At 71.4% G+C, this 14,660-nt stretch carries 12 protein-coding genes and 1 pseudogene; 5 read left to right on the top strand and 8 right to left on the bottom strand.

From position 1 onward, the window contains the following. Nucleotides 1–38: 38 nt before the first annotated feature. Together malQ and A4R44_RS32320 are read right to left on the bottom strand one after the other, a co-directional pair. On the bottom strand, nucleotides 39–1,979 hold the full coding sequence (gene malQ, locus A4R44_RS32325) for a 4-alpha-glucanotransferase (RefSeq protein WP_067589075.1): 1,941 nt from the start codon (nucleotides 1,977–1,979) through the stop codon (nucleotides 39–41). A gap of 264 nt (nucleotides 1,980–2,243) precedes the next feature. Continuing rightward, nucleotides 2,244–3,098, bottom strand: a complete 855-nt coding sequence (locus A4R44_RS32320) for an LLM class F420-dependent oxidoreductase (RefSeq protein WP_067589072.1) — start codon at nucleotides 3,096–3,098, stop codon at nucleotides 2,244–2,246. Nucleotides 3,099–3,249: 151 nt separating this feature from the next. Between A4R44_RS32320 and A4R44_RS48445 the strand changes: the two genes are divergently transcribed. Further along, nucleotides 3,250–3,543 (top strand): DUF3040 domain-containing protein, encoded by a 294-nt coding sequence (locus A4R44_RS48445; RefSeq protein WP_067589070.1) that lies wholly within the window; start codon nucleotides 3,250–3,252, stop codon nucleotides 3,541–3,543. A 3-nt stretch (nucleotides 3,544–3,546) separates the two neighbouring features. On the opposite strand, the gene A4R44_RS32310 is transcribed toward A4R44_RS48445, so the two are convergent. Then, complete coding sequence (locus A4R44_RS32310) at nucleotides 3,547–4,026, bottom strand: Lrp/AsnC family transcriptional regulator (protein ID WP_067589068.1); 480 nt, start codon at nucleotides 4,024–4,026, stop codon at nucleotides 3,547–3,549. 133 nt (nucleotides 4,027–4,159) lie between these two features. Here A4R44_RS32310 and A4R44_RS32305 point away from each other — a divergent pair, with 133 nt between their 5' ends. Beyond that, nucleotides 4,160–6,475: a pyruvate dehydrogenase gene (locus A4R44_RS32305; protein WP_067589066.1), complete on the top strand. Its 2,316-nt coding sequence runs from the start codon at nucleotides 4,160–4,162 to the stop codon at nucleotides 6,473–6,475. Between the two features lie 24 nt (nucleotides 6,476–6,499). Here A4R44_RS32305 and A4R44_RS32300 read toward each other — a convergent pair whose 3' ends face one another. The 3 genes from A4R44_RS32300 to A4R44_RS32290 all read right to left on the bottom strand — a co-directional run bounded on the left by A4R44_RS32300 (nucleotide 6,500) and on the right by A4R44_RS32290 (nucleotide 9,752). Continuing rightward, a complete protein-coding gene (locus A4R44_RS32300; protein WP_067589064.1) occupies nucleotides 6,500–7,582 on the bottom strand; it encodes a Zn-dependent alcohol dehydrogenase in 1,083 nt (360 codons plus the stop codon). Between the two features lie 23 nt (nucleotides 7,583–7,605). Continuing rightward, complete coding sequence (locus tag A4R44_RS32295; protein ID WP_067589062.1) at nucleotides 7,606–9,018, bottom strand: aldehyde dehydrogenase family protein; 1,413 nt, start codon at nucleotides 9,016–9,018, stop codon at nucleotides 7,606–7,608. 62 nt (nucleotides 9,019–9,080) lie between these two features. Further along, nucleotides 9,081–9,752: a GntR family transcriptional regulator gene (locus A4R44_RS32290; protein WP_067589060.1), complete on the bottom strand. Its 672-nt coding sequence runs from the start codon at nucleotides 9,750–9,752 to the stop codon at nucleotides 9,081–9,083. Nucleotides 9,753–9,932: 180 nt separating this feature from the next. Between A4R44_RS32290 and A4R44_RS32285 the strand changes: the two genes are divergently transcribed. From A4R44_RS32285 to A4R44_RS32275, 3 genes are all read left to right on the top strand, one after another. Next, the gene (locus A4R44_RS32285; protein ID WP_067589058.1) at nucleotides 9,933–10,394 is read left to right on the top strand and encodes a hypothetical protein; all 462 of its coding nucleotides are present in this window, start codon (nucleotides 9,933–9,935) and stop codon (nucleotides 10,392–10,394) included. 1,119 nt (nucleotides 10,395–11,513) lie between these two features. Continuing rightward, a complete protein-coding gene (locus tag A4R44_RS32280; protein ID WP_067589056.1) occupies nucleotides 11,514–12,335 on the top strand; it encodes a serine protease in 822 nt (273 codons plus the stop codon). A gap of 192 nt (nucleotides 12,336–12,527) precedes the next feature. Further along, nucleotides 12,528–13,292, top strand: coding sequence for a class I SAM-dependent methyltransferase (locus A4R44_RS32275; protein ID WP_157905060.1), 765 nt, complete (start codon nucleotides 12,528–12,530; stop codon nucleotides 13,290–13,292). An 89-nt stretch (nucleotides 13,293–13,381) separates the two neighbouring features. Here the strand turns inward: A4R44_RS32275 and A4R44_RS32270 are convergent, their stop codons facing one another. Next, nucleotides 13,382–14,197: a hypothetical protein gene (locus A4R44_RS32270; protein WP_095213772.1), complete on the bottom strand. Its 816-nt coding sequence runs from the start codon at nucleotides 14,195–14,197 to the stop codon at nucleotides 13,382–13,384. Nucleotides 14,198–14,291: 94 nt separating this feature from the next. After that, nucleotides 14,292–14,660, bottom strand: a pseudogene (locus A4R44_RS51045) (phosphoesterase); the annotation flags it as partial.

Here is a 14,660-nt window from a genome sequence, read left to right as displayed (position 1 = left end):
GCATCGGTATTCGTTGTCCGGACGGGCTTTTCGGGTGTTCAGCGCAGCGGGCGGGCCGCGGCCAGCGGGGCGACCGCCGCCCGCACCCGCGGGTCGGCGAAGAACCCGTCGACGGTGACGGGAAGGGGGATGCGCCAGTTAGGGTACTCGTCCACAGTGCCCGGCAGATTCGGCTGGCGCCGTTCGCCGACGACGTCCGCCGGCGCGGTGAGCACCAGCCGCGACGCCGCCGAAGCGAGCAGAGTGTGCACGGCGACCACCAAGTCGTCGTCCGGAATTCCTTCGCTCGCAACCACTTCGAGCAACGCGCGGCGTTCGGCCGCCGCCTCGGCGTACTCCTGCTCCACCGGACGGTCGAGCTGGCCGAGCTCGGCGCGGACCCGGACGTGCTCGGCGGCGAACCAGCCGGACACGGTCGGCAGGTCGTGCGTCGAAATACTGGCCATCGCGTCCGGATCCCAGCGGTCCGGGCGGACGAACGGCTTGCCGGGCGCGTCCCAGTCGCGCTGGAACCACAGCACCGCGGAGCTGAGCAGGCCGCGCTCGTGCATGGTTTCGGTGACGGTGTCCTCGACGGTGCCGAGATCCTCCCCCACCACGACCGCGCCCGCGCGGTGCGCTTCCAGCGCGAGCACGCCGAGCATCGCTTCGGCGTCGTAGTGCACGTACGTGCCGCGACCGGCCGGTTCGCCCGGCGGAATCCACCACAGCCGCCACATCCCGGCGACGTGGTCCACGCGGATGCCGTCGGCGTGCCGCAACACGCCGCGCACAACGTCGCGGAACGGCGCGTACCCGGCTTCGGCGAGCCGGTCCGGCCGCCACGGCGGCAGATTCCAGTCCTGGCCCTGCTGGTTGAACGCGTCCGGCGGCGCGCCGACCCGCACCTGCGCGGCGAAGACGTCCCGCAGCGCCCAGGTGTCCGCGCCGCCGGGATGCACGCCGACCGGCAGATCGTGCACGACGCCGACCGGCATGCCCGCCGCGCGCGCGGCGCGGCGGACGGCGTCGAGCTGCTCGTGGCAAAGCTGCTGAAGCCAGCCGTGGAACTCGATCCGCTCGGCCAGTTCCTCGCGCGCGGCGGCCGTCTCGGCACTGCCGGGATCGCGCAACGGCTCGGGCCACTCGCGCCAATCGCCGCCGTGCACCTCGGCGAGCGCGCCGAACGCGGCGAAATCGCGAAGGTCGTCGTCCAGTTCGACCGGGTGCGGATGGTACGGGCGCACTAGTTCCAGCGCGGCCCGTTTCGCGGTCCACACGGCGTCGTAGTCGATCAGTTCGCCGATCGGATCCGGCGCGAGCGCTCGCACCCGCCGCCGGGTGTCCTCGTCGGCGCGGGCGAACGCTTCGGTGTCGGTCACCCGCAGGTACAGCGGGTTCGCGAACCGGCGGCTGGAGGGCGAATACGGCGACCGTTCGACCGGATGCGCCGGGGCGGGCGCCTGTACCGGGTTGACGAGCAGCACGCCCGCGCCCAGTTCGGCGGCCGACCGGGACGCCATCTCGGCGAGGTCGCCGAAATCGCCCATCCCCCACGACCGCTCGGAATGCAGTGCGTACAGCTGGAGCATCCAGCCCCACGCGGGCGGCACGGCGGGCAGCCGGTCCGGGACGACGGCCAGCGAAACCCGTTGCTCCGCGGTCACGATCCGGTGCCAGCCGAGCGGAAGGTCAGCCGGAAGTGTGGCGCCGACGTCACGCGTTGTGCCGTCTTCGAGTTCGACGGTCGCGGTTTGGCCGAGTTCGCGTTCTTGCCCGGCGCGCACCACGACGGTCGGCGGCAGCACGTGCGACGCGCCGGCTTCTCGCACCGCGGCCAATTCTCGCTGAATTGCCTGTGGAGTACCGGCGTCGACGTCCAACTGCGCCAATACCGCGATCACGACGTCGGGGTCTACCTGTACTTCGACTTGGTCGGCGTTTTCGTAGCGGGTGGCGACTCCGTGGGCGGCGGCCAGCTCGGCCAGTTCAGGGGTCACGTTTCGGTCCGGGGAAGGGGAATGCGCACCGGACCAGTGTCCCGGGCGGCGCCCCGCGGCGCCATTCGCCTCGCCGCCGCAGACGGGCGAAGCGGTGACCGGCCGGTCGGGGGGCGTGCCGGCCGGTCACCGCCACACGAAACGAGAGGGAAAGCCGCTCCGGGAATGACGCGCGGCGGCCGAGTTCACCCGTTCAGGCGCTTTTCGCGATTTCGCCGCGCAGGTCCATACCAATGGAGGTACTGGCGTCCGAAAGGGAGGCGGTCAGGTTCCGGTCAGCCGCCCGAGCTTCCCGGCGAGCCGGTCCAGCCAGGCTTCGACCTCGCCCGGCGAACGGTCCGGCAGCCCGAACACGACCTCGGTCACGCCCGCCGCCTCGAGCCCGGCCAGCCGTTCCGGATCCGGGCGCGGGCCGAGTGCGATCACCTCCGGCTCGCCCTCGCGGCCCTCCTCCCGCCAGATTTCGCGCAACTGCGCGACTTTCTCGGTGATGTCGCCTTCGCCCGGCGTAGTCAGCCAGCCGTCGCTGTGGCGTGCGATCCAGCGGAACGTGCGCTCCGTGCCGCCCGCGCCGACGACCACCGGCACCTTGGCCTGCACCGGCTTCGGCCACGCCCAGCTCGGCCCGAACTCCACGAACTCGCCCGCGTAGCTCGCCTCCTCCTCGGTCCACAGCGCGCGCATCGCCTCAAGGTACTCGCGCAACGCGGTGCGCCGCCGCTTCCCGGGCACGCCGTGGTCGGCGAGCTCGTCGGTGTTCCAGCCGAACCCGACGCCGAGCGTGACCCGGCCGCCGGAGAGGTGGTCCAGCGTCGCGACGGTCTTGGCCAGCGTGATCGGGTCGCTCTCCACCGGCAGCGCCACCGCGGTCGCCAGCCGGATCGTCGAGGTCACCGGCACCGCCCCGGCGAGGGCGACCCACGGGTCGAGCGTGCGCAGATAGCGGTCGTCGGGCAGCGAGGAGTCTCCGGTCCGGGGATGCGGGGCGTCCCGCCGGATCGGGATGTGGGTGTGCTCGGGCACGTAGAACGTCGCGAACCCGGCCTCTTCCGCGGCCTGCGCGGCCGCCGCCGGGGCGATGCCCCGGTCGCTGGTGAACAGCACGATCCCGTATCTCACCCCCGGCACGTTATTAGAACGTGTTTCAGTTTGCAACGGCCCGCCCGGTCGCGGATCGTTCCTGCGAAAACCCGGGCTTGACGGCGCCCCCGGCCGGGTACTCCACTGGTACTTGAGCGATCACCGGCCCGTCCTGCCCGAGGAGGGGATCATGCTGCCCCATCGCGACCGCAGCGCCCTGCGGAAGATCGAAGAGGAACTCGCCGCGAGCGACCCCGTGTTCGCCGCGACGCTGAGCCAAGGCGTGCCGCCGGTGCAGACCCGGCGATGGCAGAAGATCCTCGTGCTCGCCGAGGTCACCGCCGCGATGATGCTGGTCTTCGGCCTGATGGCCGGCGAAACCGGCTGGTTCCTGTGGGGCCTGCTCGCCGCGCCGCCGCTGGTCTGGGCGCATCGGACCGTGCTGCAGCGCCGCCGCGAGCGCGTGGCCGACGACCGGACGTGACGCTCAGCGTCGCGCAGCGCGCTCGAGCAGCGGAGTCAGCCGGTAGGGCACCATCTCGCGCATGACGAGCGCGTTGTTGGTGCGCTCGACGCCGGGGATTTCCAGGATTTCCCCGGCGATCCGGTACAGATCGTCCGCGTCCGTCGCCACCACCTGCACCAGAAGGTCCTGCGAGCCGGTCAACCCGCGCACCTGCAGCACTTCCGGGACAGCGGCGAGCGCGCGGCCGACCTCGTCCAGCAACCGCTGCCGCACCTGCACGGTCACGAACGCGGTGAGCGGGTAGCCGAGCGCGGCCGGGTCGATCCGGTGTTCGGCCGAGCGCAGCGCGTCGCCCTGTTCGAGCCGGGCGAGCCTGCTTTGCACGGTGTTGCGGGACAGGCCCAGTTCGTCGGCGAGCGCGACCGCGGTGGCGCGCGGGGTGCGGCCGAGCGCGAGCAGGATCCGGGCGTCGGTGGCGTCGAGCCGCTGAGAGCTGGGCATGCTGCGCAATCCTCTCCGCACCGTGCGGTGCTGACTTGGGCGTTCTGCGCAATGTCGAGTGCGCTTGTTGTGCACCCTACCCAGCTCTGCTGGACTGGCCTGAACTTTCCGCCCAAGAAAGGTCCGATCCGTCGTGAGCAGCGCCGCCCCCGAACGCCTTCCGGACAACGACACGGTGACCGTCCTGCGCGAGGTGCAGGACCGGGTGCTGTGGCTGTCGACCGCGATCATCGACCACGCCAACCGGGTGCGGCCCAACCCGACCGGGCTCAAGGTCGGCGGCCACCAGGCGTCCAGCGCCTCGATGGTGTCGATCATGACCGCGCTGTGGTTCGCCCGGCTGCGCGCGCGGGACCGGGTTTCGGTCAAGCCGCACGCCTCCCCCGTGCTGCACGCCATCAACTACCTGCTCGGCGATCTCGACGAGAAGTACCTGACGACGCTGCGCGAGTTCGGCGGCCTGCAGAGCTACCCGTCGCGCTCGAAGGACCCGGACCAGGTCGACTACTCCACCGGTTCGGTCGGCATCGGCGCGACCGCCCCGATCTGGGGTGCGCTGGCGCGCCGCTACGTCGAATCGCACGGCGGCGGCGCGGGCACCGGACGGCAGTACTCGCTGGTCGGCGACGCGGAACTGGACGAGGGCGCGTGCTGGGAAGCCGTCCTCGACCCGAATGTGGCCGAGCTGGGCGAGGTCGTGTGGATCGTCGACCTGAACCGGCAGTCGCTCGACCGCGTGGTCCCGAACATCGGCGCGACCCGGCTGCAGGGCATGTTCGAGGCGGCCGGCTGGCAGGTGCTGACCGTGAAGTACGGGCGGCTGCTGCAGGAACTGTTCGAACGGCCGGGCGGCGCGGCGCTGCGCCGGCGCATCGACGAGATGTCGAACCCGGAGTACCAGCGGCTGCTCCGCTGCACCCCGGCCCAGCTGCGCGAACGCCTGACGACGCCGGAACTGGCTCCGCTGCTCGACACCCTAGACGACGAAACGCTGCACGCCGCCATCCGCAACCTCGGCGGCCACGACCTGTCCGCGCTGCTGGACACCTTCGACGCCATCGACGACCACCGGCCGACTGTCGTTTTCGCCTACACTGTCAAGGGATTCGGCCTCGCCAGCGAAGGACATCCGCAGAACCACTCGTCGCTGCTGACCGCCGAGCAGCTGGGTTCGCTGGCCGAGCGCGTCGGAATCTCGCCGGAGAACCCGTGGCAGAAGTTCGCCGAGGGCTCCGCGGCCGCCCGGCTGTGCGCTTCGACCGCCGCCCGCCTGGAGCGGGAACCCGTTGAGCCGCACCCGGTTCCGGCCCTGCCTTCCGACATCGGCCGCACGCCGTCGGGCCGCACCACCACACAGGCCGCGCTCGGCCGCGCGCTGCTCGATCTGACCCGCGAGGCGCCCGAGGCCGCGGAACTCGTCGTGACGCTGTGCCCGGACGTCTCCTCCAGCACCAACCTCGGCGGCTGGGTCAACAAGGTCGGCGTCTGGTCGCCGCAGGAACGCGTCGACTGGTTCGCCGACGACCCGGAAACGATCCTGCACTGGCGCGAGCGGCCCAGCGGACAGCATCTGGAACTGGGCATCGCCGAGGTGAACCTGGTGAGCGCGCTCGGCGAACTGGGTACGACGTGGTCGCGCTGGGGCCGTCCGCTGCTCCCGATCGGGGTGCTCTACGACCCCTTCGTGGAGCGCGCGCTGGAACCGTGGTCGTTCGGCATCTACGGCGGCGGGCAGTCCATTTTGGTCGGTACGCCCTCCGGTGTGACGCTCGCGCCCGAGGGCGGTGCGCACCAGTCGGTGACCACGCCGTCGGTCGGGCTGGAACAGCCGGGTTGCGTGACGTACGAGCCCGCGTTCGCTTTGGACGTCGAGTGGACCCTGCTGGCTTCGCTTTCGCGGCTCGGCCGCCCTGACGGAACTTCCGCTTACCTGCGCCTGTCGACCCGCCCCGTGGACCAGAGCCTCGCCGCGGTGCCGTCCGATCCGGCCGCGCGGGAACGCCGCCGCCGCCAGGTCGTCGCGGGCGCGTACCCGATCCGCACCGCCGCGGTGGCGCGCCCGGACGTCACGCTGGTGACGATGGGCGCGATGGTCACCGAGGCGCTGGAAGCCGCCGACCGGCTGGACGCGCTGGGCAAGCACGCCGACGTCGTGTGCGTGACGAGCCCTGGCCTCCTGTTCCGCGCCGGGCAAGCGCGGGCCGGGCAGGAAACGGCCGACACGTGGATCCTGGAGTCGGCACTGCCGTCCGAACGGTCCGCGCCGATGGTGACTGTTCTCGACGGGCACCCGCACACGCTGGCGTTCCTGGCGAACGTCCACCGCGTGCGGGCGGCACACCTCGGCGTGACGCGGTTCGGGCAGTCGGGCGACCTGGAGAGCGTGTACCGGCACCACGGCATCGACACGGACAGCATCATCCAGGCCGCGCTGGACGTGGCCGACTGAGCACGGCTGGTCCGGATCGGCCGGTCAGCCGCCGATCCGGACCAGCGAGCGGGCGCCTTCCCCGCGCCGCATCCGGTCGAACGCTTCGCCGACCTCGTCGAGCGAAATCCGGTGCGTCACCAGGGTTTCCAGGTCCAGCGCGCCCGACCGGACCTCATCGGCGAGCACCGGGATGTCGCGATCCGGGTCGGAAGCGCCGTAGACCGTACTGGTGAGCGTGCGGGCGAAGTGGAAGATCTCCAGCGGGTTCAGCACGACCTGCTGGTCCTTCCGCCCGACCCCGACCACCGTGCAATGCCCGCCGCGGCGCACCGAACTCCACGCGGCGCGGATCGTGGCCGCCGCGCCGACGCATTCGAAGGCGTGGTCCGCGCCGCGCCCCTCGGTCAGCCCGCGCACCTGCTTGGCGAGTTTGTCGTCGCTCACCAGGAAATCCGTCGCACCGGCCGCGCGGGCGAGCGCTTCCTTCTCCGGCGACAGATCGGCCGCGACGATCTGCCCGGCGCCCGCCAGCTTCGCCCCGAGCACCACGCACAACCCGATCCCGCCCAGGCCGAGCACGAACACGCTCTGTCCTTTTCGGACCTTCGCGGTGTTGCGCACCGCGCCGACCCCGGTGAGCACCGCGCAGCCCATCAGCGCGGCCAGATCGAGCGGCACGCCGTCCGGCAGCGGCACGACGGAGTGCCCCGGCAGCACGGTTTCCTCCGCGAACCCGCCGACACCGAGCAGAACGTTGAGCGGCTGCCCGTCCAGCTCCCCGCGCGGCACCGTGGTGACGCCCTCGATCGCCGAACACAACCACGGTTCCCCGGCCCGGCAGAACCAGCATTCCCGGCACGCGGCGGCCCAGTTCAGCACCACCCGGTCGCCCGGCCGCACATGCGTGACCTCGCTGCCGGCCTCCGCCACGACGCCGGACGCCTCGTGTCCCGGCACGAACGGGTACTGCGGACGCAGCGTTCCGTCCACCATGGACAGATCGGAATGGCACACCCCGGCGGCCGCGACCCGCACCCGCACGTCCGCGGGCCCGACCGGCGGCAGCACGATGTCGCGGACTTCCGGACGCCCGCCGTGCTCGCGCACGACCACGGCTTTGACCACGGTGTCTTCTCCTTCGGATCGTGCTAGAGCTGGATGGACTTGAGTTCGGTGAACTCGTCGAGCGCGGCCCGGCCCATCTCGCGGCCGAGCCCGGACTGCTTGTAGCCGCCGAACGGGGCCAGCGGGTTGAAGGCCCCGCCGTTCACGTCGATCTGCCCGGTCCGGACCTTGCGCGCGAAGGCCAGCGCCCGGTCCTGGTCGGCCGACCACACCGCGCCGTGCAGGCCGTAGCGGGAGTTGTTGGCGATCCGGAGCGCGTCGTCCTCGTCGTCGAACGGGATGATCGACAGCACCGGGCCGAAGATCTCCTCCTGCGCGATCGTCGAATCCGGGTCGACGCCCGCGAAAACTGTCGGTGCGACGAAGTAGCCTGTGTCCGCAGGAGCTTCGCTGCCGCCGGTCACCAGAGTCGCGCCCTCGGCAATGCCCTTTTCGATGTAACCGCGCACGCGGTCGCGCTGCGCTGCGCTCACCAGCGGGCCGAGCTTTGTCTTGGGATCCAGCGGATCGCCCGTCGCGAACCCTTCGGCGAACGTCTTCGCGAGCGCCGCCGCTTCGTCGTGCTTCTCGCGCGGGACGAGCATGCGCGTCCACGCCGTGCAGGTCTGGCCGCCGTTGAGGAAAGCGTTGGAGACGCCGACCTTGACCGCCGTCGCCAGGTCCGCGTCGTCGAGGATCACGTTGGCGGACTTGCCGCCCAGCTCCAGCGTGACGCGCTTGACCGTGCGCGCCGCCAGCTCCGCGACCCGGGTGCCGGCGCGCACCGAACCGGTGAACGACACGACGTCGACCTCCGGATGCGTCGCCAGCGCCTCGCCGGCCTCCGGCCCGTAACCGGTCACCAGATTGACCACGCCAGGCGGAAAACCGGCCTCGTGGATCACGTCGAACAGCTGGTAGGCGCTCAACGGCGCGACCTCGCTGGGCTTCACCACGACCGTGCAGCCCGCCGCCAGCGCGGGCGCGATCTTGCAGGTGATCTGGTGCAGCGGGTAGTTCCACGGCGTGATCGCCGCGACCACGCCCGCCGGTTCGCGCACGACCAGCGAGTTGCCGACCTTCTCCTCCGGCTCGTCCTGACCGAGCAGATCGACGTACGTCCGCACGTCGGTCTGCGGCAGCGCGGCCTGGATCCGGGTCGCGATCCGCAACGGCGTCCCGACGTCCTTCGCGATCGTCTCGCCGATCTCTTCCGCCCGTCCGGCAAGACCGTCGTGCAGCTTCCGCAGCAGTTCGCGGCGATCGGCGCGGCTGGTGGCCGCCCACGCCGGAAACGCCGCGCGCGCCGCCCGGACCGCCCGGTCCACGTCAGCGGCCGTGCCCTCCGGAATGTGCGCCTGGATCTGCTCGGTGGCCGGATTCTCCACCGGGATCGAGGCTTCGCCCTCCGAACGGACCCATTCGCCGCCGATGTACAGCACGTCGCGCTCAGCCACCGAGTCTCCTTCGACCTAGGTTCTCTCCCTCGGCCGGATTCTATAGAAAACGCTCCGGCTGTCTAGTGCGCGGCGAGCACGCCCTGCGCCGCGAGGAAGTCGACCAGCAGGTCCCCCGCCTCGCGGATGTGCGCCGCCATCGCTTCCCGCGCCGCCTCCGGCTTGCGCTCGTTCAACGCGGCAAGCACCCGATCGTGGTCGTCTCGCGCCAGCAGCGGCCAGCCGGGAATGTCCGCGTACGCCGAGAACGGCACATACCGGAGGGTCAGCGACAGCATCCACGTGAGCTTCGGCGCGGCGGCCGCGTGATTGACCATGCGGTGCAACGCGAAATCGGCCCGCTCGGTCGCGTCGAGGTCGCCCTCGCGCACGGTTTTCCCGATCTCGCGCTGAAGGTCGTCCAGCCGCGCCAGCCCCGCCGGATCGAACGCTTCCGCCGCCCGCGCGGCCAGCTCGCCGGAGACGTAGGCCTGCATCGCGTAGACGTCGACGACGTCCCGGCGCGTCACCGGGATCACCCGGAATCCGCGTCCTGGACGGAAATCCACCATGCCCTCGCCCGCGAGCGCCATCAACGCCTCGCGGACCGGGGTCGCGCTGACGCCGAGCCGCTCCGCCAGATGCTCGGTGCGCAGCCGCTCGCCGCCGCGGACCGCGCCGGTCAGGATCAGGTCGCGCACCTGTTTGGCGACCCGCGGACTCAGCCGTTCGCGCGCTTCTCCGGCCACTGTCACGAAAACTCCCCGCCAGCGTTGGGTTTCCCGCTATCGTAGCCTTTCTCAGCCAGTGTGACTCCCGTCACTTTTCGCGCTGGGGAGAACCCGCGGCGGGGGTCGCGGCGACTACCTGGACGAACCCGGTGCCCGGGTGAACCGCAAGTGTCCTCAATGGACACATCGAGGGAGGGAAACCGAATGTCAGTGAAGTCTTCGATCCTGCGCCACGGCCGCCTTGCCGCAGGCACGGCACTAGCCGCGGCCGTCATCGCAGGCGGCACGATCGGCGTCGCGGCCGCGTCGACCGGCGATCATCCGGCGGCACCCGCCGTCGCCGCCCAGCCGCCCGCCGCCGAACAGCCCCCCGAGGGCGCCCGCGCGACGGTGAAGGTCGACCCGAACCCCGCCGCCCCCGGCGGAGAAGTCACGATCACCGGCGACTGCGGCGGAGGAACGGGCCTGAAGAAGGTGATCGGCGGCTACCCCGGTCACGAGATCCTCAAGGACCTCAAGATCGTCGACGCGAACCCGGAGGCCTTCAAGGCCACCGCGAAACTGACCACGAAGATCGGCGACGGAGTAGGCCCGGTGCTGGTCGACTGCGGCGGAGAAGCAGGCGTGACCCTGCTGGTGACCCACACCCCGCCAGCGGGTGAGTGACCATGACGATCCGCGGCACTCGGGTGACCGGCTTCGGTCCGGAGGTGGGGGTGACCGGCTTCGGTTCGGAGGTGGCGTCGCCTAGGCAGGCGCTCGACTTCGCCGGAGCGGAGCGGCGCGCGCGCTGTTGCCGGTTCGGTCGGTGGCCAACGCCCGGACCGGCGACAGCCGCCGACTCGACGCAGATCACCGCTGCCCGGAGACGGCACCACCGAGTCGGCCACGGCTCAGCACTGCCCATGGGCGACTCGCCCCGGCGACGTCACCGGCCGAGCCGATCAGGTGCCCGCCTCCGTCCGAAAGCGACCTCGTCGGCCCGGCAATCCGCCCACCAACGCGGACGACCGGGACTTGGCCCGGAAAGCTTGCTCGGGCTGGCGGCGCACCAGCCCGAGCAAGCTTTCCGGAGCTGACCGCGGTCGCACCACAGACGCGGACGGTCGCGGGCTCGGCTAGGCGGCCGTCGCGCAGGCTGCCTGCGCGGCAGGCGGGTGACCGGCCAGTCCCCCAGGCTGGCCGGTCACGCCTCCGCCGCCGATGCGGCAGCCGTGAGCCGGGAGCGGACACCCGATGCCACTGCCGGATGGCAGGACGCGCACATCCCCTCCCGCGACCCGGACGCCGCTGCCGTAAGTCGCGAAGCGCACATCACCCCGGCCACCCGGACACCGCCGCCACAAATCGCGAAGCGCACATCACCCCGGCCACCCGGACACCGCCGCCACCAGACCCAAAGCACGCACCACCCCCACCACCCAGACACCGCCGCCACCAGACCCAAAGCACACGTCACCCCCACCACCCAGACACCGCCGCCACAAGTCGCAAAGCACACGTCACCCCGGCCACCCCAGACACCGCCACCACAAATCGCGAAGCACACGTCACCCCGGCCACCCCAGACGCAGCCGCCATGACTCATGGCCCGGACGCCACTCCCCGCCGCGCCCGCCGACCACCCGCGGACCCTCCCCGCGAGACCCTCCCCGCGAGAGCGGAAAATCTCGGCCGCCCCGACCCGAATCCCCCTGCTGTGAGCGGATGTGCGAGCGCTGTGAGGTTGCTGTGCATCCGCCCGCACGGGATGCCTGCCGGGCGTCGGCGTGGTCATCTTGAAGTGTGCGAGTCAACGTTTCCCGGACAGCGCTGATCGTCTGCGCGGCGGCCGCGATCGTCGCGACCGGCGGTGCCAACGCCGTCGTCGGCACCGCTGACGTCACCGCTCCGGCCGTCCAGCCGAGCGGCACCGGCACTCCGGCCGTCTCGACCGGCGGCGATTCCCGCAGCGCCGGAACGAACACCTCGTCCAGCACCCCGGCGGCCGCGACAGCCAGCCCGGCGGTCGGCGCGTTGTTCTCCGGCGGCAACCACTTCTGCTCGGCCAGCGTGGTGCACAGCCCGGCCGGCGACCTGCTCCTGACCGCCGCGCACTGCATCGGCGGCGACGTCTCCGGCGTCACTTTCAAGCCCGGCTACCACGACGGCATCGCCCCGTACGGCACCTGGCAGGTCACCGCCGCGATCACCGCCGACGGGTGGAAGTCCTCGTCCGACCAGGACCTCGACTTCGCGTTCCTGAAGGTCGCCCAGCCCGGTTCCGCGAGCCTCGAAAGCCGCACCGGAGCCAACCAGCTCGGCACGAACCAAGGCTTCTCGCACACGATCACCCTCACCGGCTACCCCGACGGCACCGAACAACCCGTCGTCTGCACGGGCACCACCACCCAGTCCGGCACCTACCAGCAACGCGTCGCCTGCCCCGGCTTCCCCGACGGCACCAGCGGCGGCCCCTGGGTCGTCAACCAGGACCCGAACACCGGAACCGGCACCGTCATCGGCGCCATCGGCGGATACCAGACCGGCGGCGCCACCCCGGACGTCTCCTACAGCGCCTATTTCGACGACGACATCGCCCGCCTTTACAGCTCTGCCATCAGCTGAACCCCAGCCGTGCACGGATGCGGCGACGGTCCTTTCTCCCCATGCCCGGTCAAACTCGGCCCGGACGGGCTGCTGCCGCGCAGAGATCCGCCGAACGGGCCGGCTCCACAGCGCACGCTCGCCTCGACGGCCCGCAGTTCCTGCGTAGGCTCTCGACGACGGGAACTGTCGGCTGGTGCGGGGAGGACAGTGGTGAGTTCCGGATCGGGGATGTCGGCGGAGGACTTCGACAACTGGTACTCGGACATGCAGGACAGCGTCGCCCAAGACGCCATCCACCAGCGGCATCTGGGGCTGCCGCCGCGGCTGCTGTCGAGCAGCCTGCTCACCTGGGACGGCATCGCGGAAGTCGTCGAGGCGTTGCGGATCGAGCCGGGAAACCGGCTGCTGGATCTGGCCTGCGGGCGCGGCGGGTACGGCCTTGAGATCGCTTCCCGGACCGGTGCACAGCTGATCGGAGTCGACTTCGCCCGCGCGGCGCTCGGCCAGGCCCAGGCCCTGGCGCGGCACTTCGATTCGGTGGACGCCGAGTTCATCCTGGGCGACCTGGCCGGCACGACCCTGGCGTCCGGGTCGGTTGACGCGGTCGCCTGCGTCGACGCGATCCAGTTCCAGCCGACCGCCGCGTCGTTCGGGGAGATCCGCCGGGTGCTCCGTCCGGGCGGACGCGTCGCACTCACGACGTGGGAGGCCGCTGATCCCGCGGACGAGCGCGTCCCGGCACGGATCCGGGCGGTCGACACCGAAGGCGGGCTCGCCGGCGCGGGCTTCACGAACGTGGTCGTCCGGGAACGTCCGCAGTGGCGGGCTGCCGAGCGTGCGATGTGGGAGGAGGCTGCGGCGCTCGACCCGGGCGAGGATCCCGCTCTCCAGTCCCTGCACGACGAGGCTCTCCGGGTGCTGCCTGCCTTCGAGGGGATGCGCAGAGTCCTCGCCACGGCAGCCGCGGCCGGCTGACGCGCACAGGCTGCGGTCCCGCCGAACGGAGCCCGTGCTGGCCAAGCAACAATTTCCCCGCCGCCGCGCCGGGATGCCCAGCCCGCCGGTCAGCTGGAGCCAGGCGGCGCGGCCGGAGCCTGATGCAGCGAGAGATTCTGCCCCGCTTTCTCGTCCGCAGCCCACGCACCGGCCTCCGCAGTCCACGTTTGCCCGGCGAAACTCACCCGGTCCACCCCCAGCTTCGCCGCTCGCGCCACCAGCCAGCTAGCGATCCGCCAGCCCTCCGCGGCCGGGTGGGCTCCGCTCAGCCGCGCCGTGCCGAGTTCGGCGTTCGCGACTGTCACCAGGTTCGCGGGCGGGTTCAGGGTCAGGTTCCGGCAGGTCAACGCCGCGGGGTGCTGGCCCGTCAGCGCTCCGGTCAGAGCGGTGGCTTCTTCTTCCCACTGCGCGTACGCGTCGGGGGCGCCGGAACGCTGCACCGCCTGTGCCGCTTCGGTGATCGGAATCGTCTGCCAGTTGTCGAGTTTCGCGAGTTTCTTGTAGAACTCCGTCGCCGAGTAGACCGGGTCCTGGAGCTGGTCGGGAGTGCCCCAGCCTTGGCTCGGACGCTGCTGGAACAGGCCGATCGAATCCCGGTCGCCGCCGCTGAGGTTGCGGAGTTTCGATTCCTGCAAGGCGGTCGCGAGGGCGACCGTGACCGCGTGCGAGGGCAGCCCCTGCTTGATCCCGACGGCCGCGATGATCGCGGCGTTGTTCATGGGTTCCGGTTGGAGCGTGTACTGCGGCGCGGAGGCGTCGTTCGGCCCCTTCGGCAGCGCGACAGTGCAGCCGGGGGTCTTCACCTCGTCACTGCTCGAAAACATGACCACCACGACGACCACCGCCGCGAGCGCCACGACGACCGCCAGGATCGCCGCTCGCACGCCACACCCGCGCACCCGTGCCCGCCCTTCCCCACTGCCCGCTTCGAGTGAACAGTCTGCCCGGACGTCGCGGCCGCGGGACGCTCGGGTCGGGTCAGCCGGCGTCGGCGGCGCCCAGGAAGATCGGGTTCGACATGGCGACCATCGCGTTCGGCGTCGTCGTCTTCGGGCCACCCGACGGACGCCGCACCTCGACGCGGACCCAGCGGCTGTAGCGCGGGTACGTCGTCCACGTGACGGTCGCGGTGCCGGATTCCGGGACGGTTTCGCTGTGCTCCGGGCCGAGCTGGTCGAGAAACGTCACGGTCGTGCCTGGAACTCCGTGAACGACCGCGCGCACCTCGATCGGCGTGCCGATGCCCGCGACGAGCCGTCCGCCGATGCCTGCCGTGCGGCCCGCGCCGGAGACGGAGAAGTCGAGCTGCACGTCCTTCGACTCGGCGAGCCACGAGCGGCCTGCCTT

Origin of the sequence: Amycolatopsis sp. M39, assembly GCF_001651785.1 — a bacterium.
Lineage (GTDB): Bacteria > Actinomycetota > Actinomycetes > Mycobacteriales > Pseudonocardiaceae > Amycolatopsis > Amycolatopsis rubida.
This window is presented reverse-complemented; position numbering and strand designations above follow the sequence as displayed.

Excerpts from the sequence above, each read along its gene's own strand:
- A4R44_RS48445 (WP_067589070.1), top strand. The coding sequence starts at position 3,250 with ATGCTGCCCCATCGCGACCGCAGCGCCCTGCGGAAGATCGAAGAGGAA.
- A4R44_RS32310 (WP_067589068.1), bottom strand. The coding sequence starts at position 4,026 with ATGCCCAGCTCTCAGCGGCTCGACGCCACCGACGCCCGGATCCTGCTC.
- A4R44_RS32285 (WP_067589058.1), top strand. The coding sequence starts at position 9,933 with ATGTCAGTGAAGTCTTCGATCCTGCGCCACGGCCGCCTTGCCGCAGGC.